Here is a 21,889-nt window from a genome sequence, read left to right on the forward strand (position 1 = left end):
CTGCGGCTGATTCTCCCCCTCGAATTCAAACGGGATCAATAAACAGACAGGGTCGCGTCCGGCCCGTCCTCGAGTAGCTCATTATGGAGCCGTATGAGCACGCCCTGATCCATATGAATCAGTCGCGAATCAATCTCGTGGGCTGAGGAAAGGTGACGTGCCCCAAATCCCTCAATCGTCCGCAAACATGTGTGGAACAGAGCATCATTGGAAGTGTCCACCGGTTCTTGAGGAACAGGGTTGTCTGAGGATTGGCCAGCAGAGGCCTTCGCGCTGTCGGAATTACTCAAAGTTGAAAAGAAGACCTGCCTGACCGGCCACGCGTCAAGGACCAGCGATGTATCCCCCAGGTGATTCGGGGCAATCAAGCCGCGGCCTGAAGCTGTGTGATCAACAGGGTTGCCAAGGGAAACCGGCTTGTCGATGGATTCAACAATTTCCACTTCCGGTTCACTCATTGAAACATCCTCCACAATTTCCGGGAGAACCAGGACAGGAACAAGAATGATCGGATCCGGATCCACACCATCTTCAGGAGCAAGGGCCGGATCATCCGTCTGGAAGACCACTTCGTCAAAGTCAGTTGTTCCGCTGAAACCGATTAATCCGTAGTCTCCGTCGGTTACCAAAGCATTGAAGGCATGGCTAAGGAGAAGGTTCCCGTTCAGGCTGACACTGACCGTATTCCCCTTGAGAATAGCATCCAGTTCCTGGAGAGATCCAAGATCGAGTGTATCATACGTGTAGACCGCATCCACAACAACGCCCTTGCGTGTGATGTGCCCAATCCTGATTTCGTCGGTCTCACTGGAAATCGTGATGAACTTGTAGTTGTCGGCATCGTAGTAATCGAAGACAAAACCGGATTCACCGGAGGTTTGCAGGATTGCTTGCAGACGGATCAGGGAAGCCGGGGCAACCTCGATACCAATCAGGCTGATCGCTGGATCATCCACCACGGTTCCTCGATACAGGCTGTTGCCGGCAGACCATGCACCGTCGACCGGGGTCAGGAAAAGGTTGTTGAGATCCGAATCAAAATTGTCTTCCAGGACAAAGGTTGTTTCCGGGGCTATGCGCTGGACAACCACATTATCAATTGCTGCGCGGGAGTTCTGTCCACCAAGTCCGATCATGCCGTCATTGAGGCCCTGCAGGATACCGTATTCATCATAGACGGCCTCAAACTCGTGCGTCAGTACGCTGCTGCCATCGACGACGAGAGTCACGGTCGTCCCGTTCACTGCCAGGAGGACGTTGTAAGGTGTATTGGACTTAAGGGAGCCAAGGTGCGGGCTCTGCACATCGACTGTCCATCCGTCCGCCGTGTACTGGCCGATCTCGAGCTTGTTAGTCGAGACATTGATACCGGCAAACTTGAAATCGGTGGAACTCTGGTAGTCAAAGACCAGGTACGCGTTGCTCTTGAAGCCGCCATTCGGCTTGACCGGATTCAGCGTCGCCATGACTTCATAATAAATCGGGATATACGAATCGACATAGAACACGCTCAAGGCATCCCCACCAATACTTGCCGGCTCGACGTAATAGCTGCCGTTTTGAGTAGTCCAACTACCGCTGTCGATGTAGAATCCTTCCGGCTTACCGTTGTTGAAGCCGACTGCCCGGAGCACATCGCGTTTACCGCCGGCAATATTTCCGGGTTGTGGATCATCGGGAGCTCCCGTTTGATCCTGCCAGCCAAAGTCCTGCTGACGAACCATTCCAAGTTCACCTTCCGGTTCACCATTACGGGATACTTCCGTGCCTGAATCACTTGAACGCGTCGGATCGGCGCCATCACTTTCAGAGAGATCGTACAGGTATTCGGCAAGTTGTGGCTGTAGAGTCCGGCTAATCGTTGCTGCACCAAACGGTGCGAATGGGACGAGGAAGCTGTTGAATTCCCCTACCCAATCGATGAGTCGGTCTCCACCTGTGTTGGCAATCAGTACATCACGCCCTGCTCCACCGTAAGCAATATCCTGGTAGCTGGCGTAAGTGTCTGGGATATCATTGGCAAGCGGATCCGCACCGGTAGCAGTGCTATCGTGATCATCATCCGCATTGATCAAATCGTTCCCATAACCGCCGTAGAGGTGATCCTGTCCGGTTCCACCGACAAGCCAGTCATTGCCAAGGTCACCGAAGATCCGGTCATTGCCATCGGTGTATACCGTATCGATTGAGCCATCCGCTGTAAGGCCGAACGGAGCACCCGTGTCTGCCGCATCAAAGTTCGTGAAGTACTCACCGCTTGAGAGGATGATCTTCCTGAGCGGATTGTATTCATCGTAGGCTCCGAATTCCTCTACCCGAAGTGCTTCATATGCCAGCGCATTTCCGGGATTGTATGGAACCGTATAGTCAGAACGAACATCGGTGGATGAGCCGCCAGGTCCGTAAACCGCGAACCAGGCCTCGGGTAGTGCTTCTGCCCCGGACACCAGATCATCGCCCGAACCGCCATGGAGGAAATCATTCCCAAGCCCACCGTAAATGATATCGTCTGCATGGAGCGGATCATACAATGGCGTAAAGGCATCAAATCCAAAGTTGAATGGCGTGAGGTTAACGGTCTTCTTCAACTCGTTCTCCACATTGATGAGGGCCTGCTGAATCTTTCCGGGTGTTGTGATAACCAGGTTCAGATCCTTCGCATCAATTCCGGAGATGCCGTAAAGGGGTTCCCCAAGCTCAGTGTTACGGCTGGTATAAATCCGGCCATCATCACCGAGGACGCCATCATCGCCTGTGCCGCCTGAGATCCAGTCATGGCCCCAGCCACCAATCAAATCATCATCGGCCGCTTCGCCAAAGAGAATGTCATTACCGACCATTCCGTAAATCTGGTCATCCCCGGATTCGCCATGGATTTCATCCGTGGCACCATTATCATTCCAGGCTGCGGAGAAAGCCCCTTCGCCCAACCAATCCGGGCCACCTCGGGTGTAGTCAACCAGCTGGACCGCACGCACAATCAGCCGATTTGTAGAGTCGTAAAGCGTTGCCGAACCAGCATTCAGGGCCTGGTTGTCGTAATTGAAACTGAGGAATGTTGTCGTTCCATTGACTGCGACCAATCGGTAAATGTTGGCGTTGTCCCCGACAATTGTGTCGGCATCACGTGCGTGCATGTAGTCACCGTGGGAATTCCGTGCCAAATCGCTTGATTCTCCGGCCCCGCCAAATATCAGGTCTGACCCATCGGGACGAAGCGACTCATCAGCTCCCAGCCCAAAGCGTGTGGAGCTTCCGCCAACAATGTCGTCCTGACCAAGGTTACCAAAAATGACATCATTACCACCGTTGCCCTCGATGTAGTCATCGCCGTCTGTGAGGGATTCAACGGATGGGGTTACCTGAAGGACACCGCTGCTGTCGCGGTAAGCCGATACATCTTCGGTCAGACCAATCGAGCCATCGCCCTGAATCACATCATCACCAAGTTGGCCAAAGATCATATCACTCTGTGGCCCGCCAGCGATGTAGTCGTTGCCGTAGAGGGCGACAGGAGTCGTGTCTGAATGGTCAAGGAACATGATGGCAAAGTCTGACCAGACAGCGCCTCCGGCAGGATCAAGCTGCGGAATCCCATCAACCTGAACCAAACCGGCGAGATCATAGATCGTACCATCCAACAATTCCTGGAATCGCAGACTGGTCATGTTCCCCAATCGCAAGGCGCGATCAATCACGGCGTTGTCACCAAAGATGATGTCGTCCTCTGATCCGCCATCGATCCTGTCGGAACCAACGGAACCCATGAGGATGTCGTCATCCGCATCTCCATAGAGGACATCGTCATTTCCAATCAGAAGCTCTGTCTCGGTTGATCCGGCATGGACTGTATCAATCCGACCAAAGAGGCTGCCTGAGCGAACTCCAAGTAGGACAAACCCAAGGTCGCCCAAGAGCAGATCATTGCCCAGACCGCCATGCGCTTCATCAAGCCCGACGCCACCAATCAGGACATCATGACCGGAGTCACCTTCAAGACGGTCATTATCCCCGACTGTGTAGTAAGTGGAAACAATACTCAACGGATCATCTGAAGACAGTTCGATCCGTCCGTGATCGCCGAAGACGACATCGTCATCTGGCAGTGATTCACTGAATCCCTGAAGAACGGTGAACAATCCGTCGAGGTTAACGGTATCAAATGGATTTGTTGTGACTGCCAGTTCCGCACTGAAGACAGCTGGGAAGGGTAGCGTGCTATTCCCTCCGTGGAGATAATCGGCACCAGTTCCACCAAGGATCAGGTCGTTACCGGATCCACCATAGACAAGGTCACCCGCGCCCTGATCCGGATTGGTTGACTCGACCCTGATCACATCAGCGGATGAGAAAATGCGGCGAACTCCCTCGCCTTGTGTGATCACACCATGATCACCGAGGATAACATCCAAGCCATCATCGCCACGGATAAAGTCGGAAGAAGCCTCTGCCCCGAGGATGATTTCAAGCGCTTCCAGATCATAATCCGGATCTGCCGGATCTGTCGTCCTGAGGATGGTCAGGAGCGTGTCCAGATGCACATTGAATTGAGAATCCCCATAAATGTGATCATCACCGGACCAACCGAATATCCAATCAGATCCCGTACCACCAGCAATCTGGTCACCAGAAGTGCTACCGATGAGAATGTCATTCCCCGGGCCACCAAATATTGTCAGGACGGCATTGGATTCCTGTCCATTTATGGTGTCATTTCCGGGATTGTTAAAGGCCAGCGCATTTCCGCTCAGAACGCCGGAAACTCCGCTGTAGCGACCACCGGGAAGTAATCCGTTTTCAGAGGTGTCTCCATAAAGGATCAACGGGCCCTTAACGGTTAGATTGCCACCTTCCTCAATAACCGTCATCGAATCATCAGCTCCACCACCGTGGACGACCGTGATTGTATCGTGAGCGGTGGCATTGATGAGGAGGTCTTCCTCAGCCTTTCCAAAAAGGATTTCCACGATTTCCAGATCACCGTAATTGATTCCGCCACCAAAGGTCACGAGATCAGGAATGCCCGGGGTTCCTTGATCCAAGGTCAGATCATCACTCATTCCAAAGCCCTCAAGCGCGTAGCCGACATTTTCCACATCGCTCCGGTAAGTCAGCAGACCACTCGCAGGCGTCTGGCTCCCGTCGTTATAAATATTGAGAACATCCACACTTGCGGAATCATCAACTTCGCCAACGGGACCGGATGGATCGCCCGATTCAGGAACCGGATCGGTTTCTGTCGGCAGGGTGACAGCGGGCTGCAGTGAACGATCACTCAAGGGAGAAATATCGCCATTAATGATAAGCGGGCCGCGCAGATGATCAAGCGTGTGCACCTGATAAGCGAATGGGCGCGTGTCCGTGCTGCCGGTGAAACCAGCGTTGCCCTGGACTTCAATTTCTATTCCGGCGCTCCAGGTTGCGGCCGTGAAGGTCACTTCGATCGAATCAAGGAATGGGTCTGCTGTTCCAGCCAGGCGAACGAGCGTCCTCTCGTCTGTTTGAATCGAGAGCGTCACATCATCTGCTGGCTCGTTTGCCAGGAATAAAGCATAGGTGTCCGTGGAGGCGCCGACAAAGACCTTCGTCTGTCCGTTTGATTCACGGACGATGAGACCCGGTGTTTCATTGTCGTAAACTTCTGCCTCAATCACGACATCGTCCAAGCCGGAATAAACAGGGCCATCCGTGCTGATCACGTGGACGATCTTGCTCAACTCGGTATTTTCAAATTCGCCATCATCAGCTGCCGAAACGATCACCGTCTGTGGGAGAAACCAGTTGGTTTCAGTGAATGTCAGGCTCGATATGCTGAGATTAACATCGCTATCGGGTAGGATTGTTACCAGGACGATTTCCCCGGCAGCAGGAGAAGCATTCAAGGCAATCGTGTAGAGATCCGTAAAGCCCCCTTCCAGAACGTTGGTCATGAAATCGACGGCCAGTGTACCCGGATCCAGTTGGTCAATGACGAGCGTCGGCAGATCATTGTCGATCACGGTCACCTCAACATCCCGCAGGGCATAATTTTCGTAAGCAACGGCTCCAGGTCCGCTGTTGATACTATGGCTGATCATGACGAGCCGTTCGCCCTCTTCAGCGACGTCATCAATTGCCCGGACATGAATCCCAACCAAATCACCGAACGAGCCGGAATCAACTGTCAGGACGACAGCCTTTGACCATGTGACTCCATCCAGGGAAACTTCAATGCTGTCACCTCCGGCTGACTGATCCTTGGCACTGCTGACACCCGCTGAAATCGTCAGATAGACCGCATCAAATCCGGCGGGCATACTGCCGGTCAACATGATGAAGTAACTATCCAGTAATCCGCCTTCGCCAACTCGGGTGAAGCTGTCCGGTTCTGTGATATCCACCAATTGGCCGGAACCCGGATCAATCACAAGAACCTCAAGGCCCGGCATCCCGATATCGCTGTAATCAAAGTCTGCGCCGTCCGAGTTATGGCCGATAATGCTGTACTGGCCGAAAAGATCATTGGTGAAGATTTCCCCCGTGACATCCCCAAGAACTTCGATCGTATCACTGCCCACTCCACCCGTTACGGTGGTGACCACGCCTTCACCCGTGCTACGGACAAAGATATTGTCATCTCCTTCGAGTGTATCGACTTCAACCTTTTCAATTCCGGTGAAGCGGACGCTTAGGCCTGCTCCAAAAATACCATCCTTGGTCACAACAAAATTATCCGGGAACACAGTTCCAATGATGACAAGCGTATCCAGGCCATCTCCGCCCTCAATGCTGACCGGGGCATTCATCGTGTAGGCGATCAAGTCCTCATCCGCGCCTCCATCGACCTCGGTTTCGGCCTGCTCATCCACAGTTTCAAATGGTAACCTTACAAAGGCCCGAACAATAAACTCATCATTACCGGCCTCACCGTCGAGGCGCAGCGTGGCCAAATTGTGATACGTGGAGAAGGTGTCGTTGCCGTCCCCTCCAAAGGCTGTCGTCGGGTGGGTGATGCCATTACTGATGTACCCCACCCCAGCAAGTCCTTCACCTGAAGCCAAGGCCAGCAAGCGGGCATCTTCAATTGCCTGCGCGGCAGTCGCATCCAATTCGTCAGTCGTCGGGTCAAAAATCACATTTCCATCAGCGTCCTTGATGACACCGGTGAAGACCGCTGTGGTTGCAAATTGATCATCCGGTTCAATTCCCACCAGTGACGGATCAAATTCGCCACCACGGTCATCCCGCGGGGTATTGAATACTTGCCCAATCTGGATGAAGTCATTGCCGGGACCACCATCGAGGGTCGTGATCGAGCTGTTGTCGTCGACATACAATTTATCGTTGCCGTCCAGGGCACTAACAATGAGACGGGCGTTGATCTCTTCGTTGTAGTTGACCCGTTCAACAAGATCGCCGGAGCTCACTCCGCCACTTCCATCAAAGTCGTTGATCAAGGCCACAAACTCCTTGCGCAGGAGGAATAGATCATCGGCAAGGGATCCTTCAATTTCCAGCACGTCCACACCGTCGTCTGGTGCCCCCTGGTCATGGACGTTGATCAAGGCCTCTCCTTCATTGGCGAGGAAGATGCGGTAGGTGTCAGATCCGCCATTTCCGTGCAGGTTGAGGATGGCATCAATGCCATTCAAATAAGTCCGTACATAGGCTCCTCCAACGGACATGACGTTGACCTGTATCAAGTCATTCCCTTCTTCAGCATGCACGGTGGTCAGGCCAGCGATTGTATTGATGTGGACACGATCATCGACATCACCAACGACTTCTGATCCATCTCCGCCATGGACATTCGTCGTTCCGGCATGCGTGCTGACAATGTACAGCTCATCGGCACCGGTCCCCATCCAGAAATTCAAGTACTCAAAGCCCGTGTAGGTAATGCCCGCCGGAGCCATCTGGAATCCAGTGAGCGTCGTTGAAGTCAGGATACCACTGTCATCATCCGTTTCCCCGGATTCATCTATGTTCAGAATATCGCTCCCGCTAGTGGGCTCGTTGCCTTCGATCACGAGTGCAGCTTGGATGCCATCAAGGACACCGCCAACATTGGATGGATTGTCCGTAGGCGTGGAATTGCTTCCCACGTTTACGACGTCACTGCCAACCCCGGTATCGATAGTCACCGTGCCATCCATTGTCCGCACCGCGACTAGATCATTGCCGCCTTGGCCGTAGATCGTGGTTGCGCTTCCAGCACTGGTGTATCCGACCGTCACCTTGTCAGCATCCGCCTCACCGTTGACGATCAAAACGCCGTTGGCATCGTTGATGTGGAGGGTGTCTGCACCCGCTGCAGCGGAGACAGTTGTCTCACCGGCATGTGTGCTGTTGATGGTGAAAGTGTTGGCGCCTGAAGCGAGCCAGATATTCAGGGTCTCAAGTGTGGTGTAATCGATTCCCTCTTCCAACTCAAGACCACGGATGGTCGTGCCGGTCAAGGTGCCTGACTTGTTCGTGGTGGCCGGATTCGAGTCATCGACATTGAGGACGTCATTGGTCCCTACTCCACCATCGACAGTGAGCAGTCCGTTGATGGCGTCAATGTTACCGGTCGGATTTGTCGGCACTCCGGGCACGCTCGGGGCCACACTGCCCACGTTGACGGTATCATCCCCAGCATCTCCAAAGACCTCAACCTCCCCGTTCATGGCCCGGATGTTGAAGATGTCGTTGCCGTTGTCCCCATGAAGGGTCGAAACGCTGCCGGTTCCAGTCCCGTTGACGTTGATTGTATCGCCATCGTCCTCACCGTTCACAAAGAGCAGGTCGGTCACATTGTTGATGTGAACGGTATCGCTGCCAGCTCCCGTGTTCAGGATGGTTTCTTCCTGATAGGGACTTGTCGCGGATCCATGCGTGCTATTGATCGTGAAAGTGTCGCCACCGCTTCCCAGCGAGATGATCAGGTGCTCGATGCCCGAATAGGTGATGCCCACCGCCATGCCAAGGCCGGTTATTGTAGTGCTGGTCAAGGTTCCGGTATTGCCCACGGTGTCCCCGGTGCCATCGACTGTCAGGAGATCACTGCCACTGGCAGGATCATTACCTTCGATGATCAAGGCCGCGCTGATATCGTTTACCGTGCCACCGCTGGCGGGTGCCAGGCTTCCGACATTGATCGTATCGGATCCGGTCCCGCTGTCGACCGTGGTGGTCCCGCTGATGGTCCGGACATTAATGGTGTCGCTACCACCGTTGGCATTCAGGTTTGTCGCGCTAAAGTGTGTACTTTCAATAATAAAGGTGTCACCGCCTGACCCGAGGTTGATGTTCAGTGTCGCAATCGTGCCATAGGTAATATTGCCACCCATTCCCAAACCCGTGATAAGGGTGCTGGTCAGGGTGCCGGTGTTGGCTGCCGTGTCGCCCGTATCATCGACGTTGAGGGTGTCGGTCCCGCCGTTGCCATTGACAATCAGGCTGGCATCAATCCCGTTGACATTGCCGCCGGTGGCCGGGGCCTGGCTGCCAACATTGAATGTATCAGATCCGTCGTTACCATTTGCGGTGACTGGGCCAGACATCGCCCGGACATTGAAGGTGTCGTTGCCGCCGTCCCCGTTGAGAGTGGAATCACTGCCCGCACTGGTTCCGTTGACATTGAAAGTGTCGGCATCGGCCTCACCGTTGACGACCAAAACGCCATTGACATCGTTGATGTGGAGGGTGTCTGCACCCGCTGCAGTGGAAACAGTTGTCTCACCGGCATGTGTGCTGTTGATGGTAAAGGTGTTGGCGCCTGAGGCGAGCCAGATATTCAGGGTCTCAAGTGTGGTGTAATCAATGCCTTCTTCCAGTCCCAGACCCCGGATGGTGGTGCCCGTCAAGGTACCTGATTTGTTGGTTGTTGCCGGATTTGAGTCATCGACATTGAGGATGTCATTAATTCCTGCTCCACCGTCGACGGCAAGCAGTCCGTTGATGGCGTCAATGTTACCGGTCGGATTTGTCGGCACTCCGGGCAGGCTTGGGGCCACGCTGCCCACATTGACGGTGTCATTCCCGGCATCTCCAAAGACCTCAACTTCGCCGTTCATGGCCCGGATGTTGAAGATGTCGTTGCCGTTGTTTCCGTGGAGGGTCGATACGCTGCCCGTTCCAGTCCCGTTTATATTCAATGTATCAACGTCATCCTGACCATTCACCATTAGCAGGTCGGTGACATTGTTGATATGAACGGTATCGCTACCGGCTCCCGTATTCAGGATGGTTTCTTCCTGGTAGGGACTTGTCGCGGATCCATGCGTGCTATTGATCGTGAAAGTGTCGCCACCGCTGCCAAGGGAAATGATCAGGTGCTCGATGCCCGTGTAGGTGATGCCCACCGCCATGCCAAGGCCGGTTACTGTTGTACTCGTCAGGATGCCGGTATTGCCCACGGTGTCCCCAGTGTCATCGATGGTCAGGGTGTCACTGCCGCTCGCGGGATTGTTGCCTTCAATAATCAGTGCCGCACTGATGTCGTTGACCGTGCCAGCCTCATTACCCACGTTGATCGTGTCGGATCCGTTCCCGCTGTCGACTGTGGTGGTCCCGCTAATGGTCCGGACATTGATAATATCGTTGCCACTGTTGGAGTTCAGGTTCGTGGCACTGGCATGCGTGCTTTCGACCGTAAATGTGTCACCACCTGACCCAAGGTTTATGTTCAAGGTCGCAATGCTGTCATAGGCGATGCTACCACCCATTCCCAAGCCGGTGATTTGAGTGCCGGTCAGGACACCAGTGTTGGCGGTCGTATCACCCGTATCATCCACGTTGAGCGTGTCGGAGCCGCCATCTCCATTGACGATCAGGCCGGCGTCAATCCCGTTGACATTTCCACCCGTGGCCGGAGCCAGGCTGCCAACATTGATTGTGTCATTGTCATTACCGGCATTGACCGTGGTTTCCGCATTGATCGTGCGTACGTTGATCGTATCGGAACCGCCGTAGGTCCAGATCGTCGTCTCTGTACCGCTGGTGACATTTCCAATCGTCACCGTGTCATCATCATCGCCACCATGGACCATGACCGCGCCGGCATTGATCGTGCCCAAAAGTTGGATAACGGCACCATTTGAGTCGAGGTCATCGTTATCGCCATAGATTGTTACATTGCCTGTTGTACTGATAAGCGATCCGGCCTCGAGTGTAACATCACCCCGGCCAAGCAAAGTGATCGGACCGCCGGTTGCTGATGTAAGAGAGACCTCGCTGCCGATCAGCAACTCGGTCAAGCCACTGGAGGGACTCGTCGTGACGGTCGTGCTCAATGCGTTATCGGTGATGTTTACTTCTTCCACACCGGAATTGTAGGTCAGCTCGAAATTGTCCAGCAACACAGCCTGCGGATGTATGTAGAGCTGGAGGCCTGTCGAATCCAGATCAAGGTCAATTGAATCCACGCTACCCCCGTTATCCAAGATATTGATCCGGGAGAGATTCAGCGCGGCATCCGCCGGATCAAGATCCAAATCATAGGTATCGGCCCCGCCGGCATCCGTGATGAGGATTACTGGGATTGCAGGAATAGAGGGATTTACAGGGAACGCTGAGATGGCAAAGTCATCATTTCCTGATCCAAGCTTAAACGTCTTGATAGGAATGACATCATCAACAAAAAGGTAATTCCCAGTGCCCGCGCTGGCGGTGAATCCGGAATCGGTCAGGGCCGCATCCAGATTGTGAGTCATGGCGCTGAAATCCATGGTTTCAACGCCGAGGCCGTCCACGAGGTTGTCCGTTCCGTAGTCATTCCTGAATACATAGGTGTCGTCATTGGCCAGGCCTGTGATCACGTCATTATCATCTCCACCCTCGATGGTGTCCCGCCCGGGCGATCCTAGAAGGATGTCCACCCCGTCACCGCCGCTCAGGATGTTAGTTTCCGTGATCAGGGTGAGCTGGTCAGTCCGACACTCATTTTCATCAAGCAGGTCATTGCCGATGCCACCATAGAGTTCATCATCTCCAAATCCACCCATCAACTTGTCGTTGCCGGCCTCGCCCTTCAGGATGTCGTCTCCGTCATTTGTGAAGACAATGTCATTACCGGATCCGGCTTCGACGTAGTCATCCCCACTGCCGGTTACAATCACATCATTACCACCTGCCGCATATACATCCGTATCGATATCTATGCTATCCGGATCAAGGACAATGACTTCATCCGCCCCATTACCATTGATCACAATTTGGGTAACATCAGCGACATCAAAGCTCTGCATATTGGAGAAAGTGATGTTCCGGTAAATATTATCGGTGCTCTGCAAGCTCCAGGAGCTCCATTGGCCAAAGGGCGGCCAGCCGTCCCAATAGTAATACCGCGTGTAATAGCGCGACACCGCAACGAGGACACTATCGGTAAAATCAGGCGCATCGACAATGAGTTTCATTCCCTCCGATGTATCAACCACGGCCAAGGCCAACTCATTATCAATGGATGAGGTATTGTTGTTGGTGATCGTGAGGACACCGCTGGACGACAAACTGGTTGTGTAGGTGTACTGAGGATAAATGGTCTTTGCCTCGACCTCAGTCTTTTTGCTCTTGAACCAGCTGGCAATTTCATCAAACAGCCCCTCAAAGAAGTCACCGATGTCCGTCAGGATTCCATCAATAAATTCAAGCACATCCTCACCGAATTCAAGGATAGCCTGACCGAGGGACGTGAGGGCATCCCACACGGCTTCTGCGGCATCCACAACTGCCTCTGCGACCGCTTCTGCAGCATCACCCAAGGCTTCAAGGACATCTTCAAGGAATCCGAGTCCACCAGTAATGGTGTAGGAGCCGTCGGCATTTCCAGAGACACGCAGCCAGACGCTGAGTGGACCTTCGACATAGATGGACCAGCTTCCATCGCCCCAATTGACCGTCAGTTCGGCCGCAGCGATGTTGAAACTTTCACCAAAGAGGACAATCGCCACGGAGCCACTTCCAGTAAAGCTCGTGTTTGTGATCGTGATCGAGAGATTTCCCGAAAGCCCGAAGCCCATGTATGTAAGGTCCAAGGTCACCGTACCGGTGAAACGGAAAGTGACCGCTCCGCTACTGGATACGCTGAAGTATCCCTCAATGCTCACGAAGTCTTCACCATAAAAGTCGAGTGTGGCCACCACATTGATGGCAAAGTTACCGTCCACCAGCCCGGCATAGATGAAACCGTTGGCGGTGAAGAAACCAAAGAGATCGATCTCGACATTAAAGGTCACCATGTAGGTGTTTCCGGTTACCGGGTGTCCAGTACCTTCAGCATCATAGACGGTTTTTAAACCTGTTCCTGAATTAATCTCCAGGATGGCAACTCCGTTAATATTAACGCCGATGACATTAAAATCGACGGCAACACTCAGGTAGGCGGCGAAGACTCCACCCTCAATCACGGCACCACCGTCAATATCCAGGGTAATGAAGCCACCAATGTCGATGTCGCCGTTGAAGCCCATCTCCAGTCCGAGGGAGCTAACCTTGAGCTGGAAGTCGGCGGTGATCACAAAGGCACTGACGATCGTCAGTTGCCCATTCAGGGATACGAGGAAGTATGAACCATCCGGTTCAAAGGTTCCGTCCAGTCTGGGCGCACCACCGCTGATTGTGAAGGTTGCCGATCCGTCCGTGTGTACGGTGAAACGGGAATCCAGGTCACCCTCACCCTCCACAACCAATCCTTCCAGGCCCGGGGAATCCGCAATTGTCGATCCTGGTATTTCACTCAGGTCTGTCACACCAGTCAGGTACTCAACAAACCGTGCTGGGATCGTGATCGACTGGTCTGAGCCAGTGTAGTTAAAAATCACTCGCGCTGAGGCATTAAAGCTGATCACACTGCTCAAGGCCCCTCCAACCGAGAGGGATACATCAATATCCGCGGCAATTCCGTCGCCGTTGATGACGAGGGCACCGAGGGCACTCATGTTAAAAATCTTGCTACCCGGAATGGCCCCGATGTCCGGACCGATCTCGAGGGTTGCGGCAAGAAAGGCAGTCAGCCCGTTCGGATCCAGCTCAAAAAGGAAAACCCCGGACAGGCGGAAGATGCCTGCCAAACCGATTTCACCACCCAGTTGAACCGTGATCTGGAAGTCGTCAAAGTCGAGCATGACCGGTGCCGAAGAATCGCCAGTGAAGACCTCGAATCCACTCTCCACGCGCCCGTTACTGTTGGCGTCAAGGGCAGAGAGGGCAGCCGCATTCGCAGACTTGTAGCTGCTTGAAAGGAAGCCTTCAACCTCGCTCATTTCAAGGAGGCCATCCGGTGGCCCACTGCCCGAATCCAGTACGGCGGTTAATTGCGAAACCGAGGTGATATCGACCCCGATATAGCCCGAAGTGAAGGCATCATTTTGCTCATCCACATCGAGGACTCCATCCCCGGACTCATCCAGAAGATCAAACAGGACAACTGCCTCACCAAAGCTGGCCGAAAGATCGACGGGCACGATACTCGGATCAAACCCAGACAGCCCAATACCAACGTTCAATTCGACATTAAAGGATCCGGAAGCCGTAACTCCAGGGACATTTACCAGACCAAAATCGAATATGTTCAGCTTCAGGGCGAGATAGAAACCCGTGTCGCCAAATCCCACGGATTCCATAAAGAGCATGCCGAAATCCAAATCCGTCACATGGAAGCCGACCGAGTCCCCATTCAATTCCGAGGGATCAACCTCCTCATCGCCATCAGTATCCGTCCAATACGGACCATTGGCACCAACGAAGGCGACCACATTGGTGGCACTGAGGGAGGTGATGCTCACCGTCTTGGTTGAGCCGTCCGCCATGACGACATCCGTTTGTTGCCCCAATTGGAAACCGATATTACCTGACAGGAAGACAATATCAAAAATGTTGATATCGACAAAGCCTTGAACAAGGAGGCCCGGATCGACCCAGTTGTCCGGCGAGGAATCGTCGGGGAACCAAGCTCCATCACCCGTTGTGTTCAGGCTGATGCGAACCCCACCGTACAAGGATATGCCAAAGGCGGCACTGCTGAAATCGATTACCGCTTCAAATCGCGCCACGAGTCCGTCGGAATCAAGGATAATCCCGCCTTCACAATATATTGAGCCAATGAATCCCAACTGCAGGTAAGCATAAGCGTACATGGACAGGCCCGTGTCCGATATTTCAAAGACGAACTTACCGCTGAAATTGTAGAAATCGAGAACGGTGAGCGTTCCGCCGGAAGTCACGCGGAGATAGGTCCCGCTAGCGAGTGTCAGGTCCGTGGGACCACTCACAGTTCCATCATTCCCAAAGACATAGCCGGAGAAAGTCTGTGTCACATCCCCGACAATGGCCTTGAACTCAAGCTGGAAGGTTGCGCTCAGGCTAAAGCCAAAGCTGCCTAAAATGTCAGGCGTTCCCGTACTCAAGGACAAGGCAAGTATCCCAGCAGCTCCATCGGGCCGCAAGAGCAGCTCACCCACAACGTCAAAGGAGAACAGAGGCGTCCCAAGGACGTCCAGATCGAGCCCTGCCTGAATGGCAATTACCACTTGGCTTGGCGAAACTTGGATCTGGAAGATACCGGTAATATCCACAAGCCCCATAAGGGTGATGCTCCCGCTTCCAAGAACCACAAAGTAGGGCTCAGCGGTGCCGGTATCTGCCGGATCCCAGTCCGGCGCCGTAACGTTAGTCAGCGAATCCGGGGGTGCGCCCTTGGGCATGATGGCCTGGTTTTCCCAGACTTTGTAACTGATGACTTCGCCCTCATTGCCTTCCGTCAGGTCAGGTCCCTCGAGGGCCAGTGTCGCGGGTACGTCAATCACCTGCCGGGAACTGGTCAGGTTGAAGACAGCGTGGAAGGATCCGCCGAAACTGATGCCGGGGATAGCCAGGCCACTGTCGTAGACCGACAGGCTCAGGCGTCCAGCAGCGCCAGCATCATTCAGGACGACAGCTCCGCTGGCACGGAATGCCAAAAGGGGCACATCGCCCGCGAGCAGTGTGAAATTTCCACTCCAGAGGAGGATCAATCCGTCATCGGAGAATTCTATCTGGAAGCCACCCTTCCCTTCAGCAAGACCGTTAATGACCACTGAACCTGCCACAAAGATTCGTACAGTATGTTCAGCGACTTCAATTTCCTCGGTCTCCCCTGTCGGCAGGAAGGTGTCCGGGTCAATCGCGGGCCGCAATACAGTTCCCGGGATATCCTTGGTGTTGATCTCAAGGGCGAAGAGTCCGGAAAGCGTGAACCCTATTGGCAAGCCTTCCCCAAGGGATATTCCCGCGGCAATGGCAATGTTGGCCAAAACTCCTTCTGCACTGATTTCAAGGCTACCGGTGGCAAGGACGATCCCCAGTGGATCCAAGTCCAGGTTCATCGTAAATTCCAGCCTGAAAGTGATCTCTGTTGGGGTGACTTGGGCGATGATGGTGAAAGTCCCGGTCATCGATAAGGCATCCAGGAACTGGATGTCGCCACCACCGAATATATAGAGGTAGACACCCGCCGAATCCGGTGTCCAGTCGGCCGGATCAAAGTCACCACTTGGAGGCGCCCCGGCTGGGATGATGATCTTGCGCGTGCCAGCATCATCAATCTCATAAGGGATCAAGGCCTCCTCACCTGGCAGTCCAGCATAGAAATCAGGATTTGGTCCCATGATGGTCGGGACCTCCGGATCGAGAACAGGAATTTCAAATTCAAGCCGTTCCATTGTGGTGTTGATCACCATTGAGAAGACTGCATTGAAGCTGATGCCCGGGATTCCAATGGCTCCGGCATCCACTGACAATGCAAGAATTATGCGGCCCCCAAACCCATATGGACCAACAATATCAAACTCAAATCCACCAAACTCAACGGTTTCGAGTACCGTGAATTTCACAAGCAGCAAAAGGGTGCACTGGAATTCAAGAATTTCTCCTCCTTCGGGACCAAGGAAGAGGCTTCCGGTAGCGAATACCTCGATACCTTCATTGGACAATTCAAAGTAGAAGAACCCGTTCACCCGGAAGAGTTGGAAATCCAATCCAGCCGGCCGGAACGCTACATCCGCTTGGATGGTCAGGGTGAAGGATAGTGGCTTGATGGTCACAGGGACGGCATTTAATTCCTCGGGTGCATAGGGCGGGAAGGCTCCCGGCAACGGGAAGTTCAGTGTGACGACCTTGGCCTCATCCGTGCTGTTCAGCGAGAGCCGGACGATGCCAGTCAGGTGAATGCCGCCTGCTCCAAGGAATTCCGTCAGCCCCTCACCGGCACTGAACTCAACGGCTCCCCATACGCCCCATTCATCTCCACCGTACTGCACGACAAATTCACCAGCTGCCTGGCCAATGTTACCGATCAGGGAAACATCCATCTTGGCGGAGAAGGATAACTTAAACTGGGTAGCGCTGAAACTCAGGATTAGTTGGCCGTCAGCGGCTGCATAGAGGTCACCCGGCAAGGAGAACAGGGCTCCACCGGCAATCGTGATCTTGAAAGTCAATTCAGGATCGGGAGTGGCGGCCTCGTCGGCGAAAGTCTTGAATGTTTGATACGTCAGGACAATGGCGGACTCCTCGGCCACTGCTGTTGCGAAGGTCACGGTCCAAGTGGCAGCATCAAGGGTGTAATCGGTTCCGTAGGTCAGTTCGGTGTCATCCACACTCACTACCAGGCCAATCTCTGTGGCCACGGCCGCATCCGTAGCTGGTAGTTCTGAAACGATTGGGACATTGGACAACGTGACTTCGGTCCAGGTGTCGCCTAAAGGCACTTCCTCACTTTGCGTGACTTCCTCTCCTTCCACCTTATAACTAACCGTTACGCTATCGCCCGGGGACAAGTCATCGGTCAAGGTGAGGATATCATCGGCAAAAGTGAATGTCGTGACTGGCGAATCGTTTACCTCAACAATGACATTGGCACGCGAGGAAGGCGCGTAGGTCAGGTCAAATTCCTCAACTGTGGTGGCGGTCTCAATTTCAAACGTGTCGACAAAGCGGTCCTTCAGGTAAAGCGCCTGCAACTCGGCCGTGGTCATTGGATCACCACCCACCATCAGGAATTCAAACTTGATTTCCCCATACACAGTCAGCAGGGGATCGAGACCCGCGAATGCTTCGGGCAAGTCAACAAGGAAGACAAAGCGTCCAGTTCCCTGGGCGATCTGTGACAAGTCCCCAAACAGGTAGGTCTTGGCATTCAGCGTATCGCCAAAGACGGCACTGGCGTTAATCAGAATCTTGCCAGTGGTATCAATGGAGACATCCACCTCCGCACGGAAAACAAGTTCGGAGGTGTAGGAAGTATACAGGGTCGCCCCTGCAGAAATGGTGATTGGGCTGGTCAGGATTGCCAGTGGATTATCAAAGGAAACGTCGTCAATGACCTGCTGAAGGACCTGCAGTTCCAGTTCCTCAATCCACTGATCCATGGTCTTTTCGCCCGGAGGAGCAAATTCAGGATCACGCAGTGCAAAGGCATCTTCCGGCGTCGGTATTTCCTTGCTGAATTCCACGCCTCCCCGGAGGCCACCCAGAGTCAACCCGGTATTGGGATCCAGTAGGATTGGGATGTCGGCTGACACGTAAAAGGCCAGAGGACCACGGGAGGACATGGCCAGCCGCATGCTCATCCCGATTCCCGGTACGCTAAAGCCACCAAGCAGGGCCACGCAGAAGACAGACTCTACGTTTGGCCCGTTCGGGTCTGCCGTCTCCGCCAACAAAGTGTACGGATCCGTGCTGGTATCGATCCGAACTATCCTCGCGCTGAGACCCACCTCAACTTCACCACCGAATAGCGGACCCTTCAGGTAGACGAAGAAACCACCGACACTGGTGAAGGGGAACTTCCCCTCAGCCAGCAGGCCGATGTCAATGACCAGATCTTCCACACCGCCGCTGATGACAAGGCCCGAATCTGAACCCAGATCGAAGAAGGTCGTGATACTGCCGGAGAGCCGGATGGTAAAGTCCTCAGGGGCATTCTCGATATTCTCCCACTTCAACTCAAGCAACGAGAGCTCAAACCCCAGAAATGACGGCCAACCGATGGAGGCCAGGCTGTCGGAGCTGAAATCCGTGATGCGGACGACAAAATCGCCTTCAGGCAGTGCCCGTAGCTTGCCCTCGTCGGTTATTCCAATGTTCTCCGCAGCCACCGTCAGGTTCTCCAGCGGGCCCGCATTGAAGGTGCCGCTGATTGAGGTGAATTCGACTACGAAGGGACGCGCATCCGGTGGATCGGTGTTGATCACCACACCGGTGGCGGTGAGTGTCAGGTAAGTGGAAATGTCAAAGGTGACCTTGTCTGCGTTAATCTCTAATCGCTCGAATGCGCCATCGACAAAGACGAATGTAATTATCAGGCCTACCCCGTCGCTATCGGTATCCTCCACACTCGCGGTAATGGGCCCGGATGGGAACAGGGTGGCCGAGGCCACGGAAATCGAAAGGGTCCCGCTGATGGTGTCGAGTGCGTCAAAGTCGACCACAAAGTCCGTGAAGGTAATCGTGAAGTTTGAGATTGTGAGGACCGAGCCGAGGCTTTGTTCACCCGGCACATTTATGACAAGGGACTCAAAGCGGAATCCGTTGGTACTCAGGATGAAGTTCTCGAGGGCAACGCTCAAGTTGTCCAATTTAGGGAATGTGATCGTCCCGGAGTCGATCTCCACAAGGTCCTGGTCCCCCACAATTTCCGGATCATACCCGATGACCACGCCTACCGCACTCGCGGTGAAGACTTCACCGAGAACCAATTCAAAAGCGTCCAGCGTGAGCTCAAATGCTCCCGTCGTTAAATTGAACTCCCCGGTAATCCCGAATTCATCATCATCATCGGTTGTTGCATTGTCCCGGTCTGTCACCGAAGCCGTATAAGGTTGGTCATCAAACAGCACGACTGCGCCCGCCGTGATAAGCAGCTCGCCAGAAACCAACCCGCTGGAGTTGATGACAACATTCGTCAGGCTCACAGAAGGCGTAGTAATATTAAGGAAACTTCCGACGGACAATCCACTCGTCACGGTAATGGTAGCCGAGTTGATGATGAACTCATTGGATGTCCCGTTGAATTCAAAGTCGAAGTCCGCAGTGGCACTGAAAACCGTCTCTCCCCCAGCGGTCAGGGTAAGGCTAAGTCCCGTTCCAACAAAGGACACATCCCCGCCGTCGTATTCAAACTCGAGCAGAGTGGCGGAAAACTCAAGACCGGCAAAACTGAAGGTCGCAGGTGTCCCTCTTATCGATGCCTTGATGTAGACACTCCCCAAAGCTCCCGGCACCAAACCGATCACTGGTAGCGTGGCATCCGCTCCGGTTGTATTGATATCGAAATCAACCAACCCGGTCAGGGTGAACGAACCACCAAAGTCCGGCCCGGTAGCAGTGGCATCACGTACCGCCGCGACCAATCCATCCGGAGTAAAGCGTATCGCGAAAGCACTACTCGTCGTGGAAATAATCTGCTCGGAACCTGCCTCCAGATTGAAGGAGACATTGGAACCGGAAACCGTGACATCGTCACCGGATTTTTCCAAAGTCAGTAATGCGGCGGAGAAGGTGCCCCCGGCAATAGATATGTCGGCAGTCGGTCCGGATCCAGGTGACAGCTCAACACTGAAATAATTGGCCGGCAAATTAACGACGGTTCCATCGATGTCCGTAACCAGACTCCCAGTCGTATTGAGCTTGAAAGTAAGGGATACATCAAAACTGATTGCCTGAGGAAATGCCGGTCCGGAAACCAAAGTGACGGATGCCTGGGCAGCGACTCCTGAATCACTAATTTCAAAAATACCCGACCCACTCGCGCTCAAGACCTGAGTCCCGGAATTATCCGCGCCGGTCGACAAATCGATGTTCACACTGCTGAAAGTGTAACCGTCAGCGGTAAGACCCGTCGTCGGGTCGTAGGCAAGAGTCAGGTTTTCACCACCGGCTGTCACGACCCCGTCAAGGGCTGTCAGGAGGACTTGATCCAGGACAATGCTGAAGGATCCGCCGTCCGTCGCTGTTGAGGTGCTTATCGTATAGGTGGCAACAACCGCATCATCACCTCCGTCCGGTCCATCTGTGATGCTCGCTGAGGCAAAGCTGCCCAATTCGAGATTCACCTCACCAGCGGCGATGGTGATTGTCCCGCTCCAGCCGTCTGTCGGATTATAGGTGATATCAGTGTTTGCGGTGATGACCGGCGAAATGAGTGAAAGGAGATCCGTTCCTAAAGTTTTTGTCAGATCGGTATAATCAAAGACCTCGGCCACTCCGGGAGTGTAGGTCCCGTCACTGTATCCTGTGAGGATTGTATCAATAATCCCCATTATGTCCGTATCCGTGAGAGCGAGTTCACTATATGCGGGCTGCGGGCCTTCGACCACATGGGAAAGGGTACTAAAAAAGACAGGCTCTGTAGCCTGTCTACTGGTATTGAAATTACTAAATGAATCCCCTGCGGCTTTCGTCGTATTCAGTGAGGAATCTTCAACTTGCTGGTCCAACGCGGTTTCCAGAACTGGGGGACCATTTCCCGCATGCAAGGTCTGGACAATTTCTTCCGTCATCGACCACTCAGAAGCATTCACCTGATTGGCAGAAAGGATTTCGCTCTCGGGAACCTGCTGGGACTCATTTATGACAACTGTCAGTGCCTCCACAGGATCTAAACCAACAGAATTAGTCGTCGGCTCCTTGATATCAGTTTTCACTGAAGTGGCTTCCAGCAGAGATTTATCCTCAATGTCAAAGATGCCAGCCGCGTCCTCTTCCATGGCATTGACCGCTCGCGCTTCTTCCAAGTCGTCCACGACAATGATAGCACTCAAGGGATCTTCGAGGTCATCTGAATTACCCAGTGAAGTAATGCCGGACAACCCGTCAGCAGACAGCAAGAGCCGGGGCTCCAAGCCCTCCAACTGAAAATTCTTCACATCTGTTAATTGCTTCCCCAAAGCAG

Annotated in this window: 1 protein-coding gene; it reads right to left on the minus strand. The window is 53.7% G+C overall.

What is annotated here, in order from left to right; translation table 11 throughout:
• Nucleotides 1-35: 35 nt before the first annotated feature.
• Complete coding sequence (locus tag G0Q06_RS11890) at nucleotides 36-21,863, minus strand: LEPR-XLL domain-containing protein (RefSeq protein ID WP_163966271.1); 21,828 nt, start codon at nucleotides 21,861-21,863, stop codon at nucleotides 36-38.
• Nucleotides 21,864-21,889: the final 26 nt, after the last annotated feature.

This window comes from Oceanipulchritudo coccoides (assembly GCF_010500615.1).
GTDB lineage: Bacteria > Verrucomicrobiota > Verrucomicrobiia > Opitutales > Oceanipulchritudinaceae > Oceanipulchritudo > Oceanipulchritudo coccoides.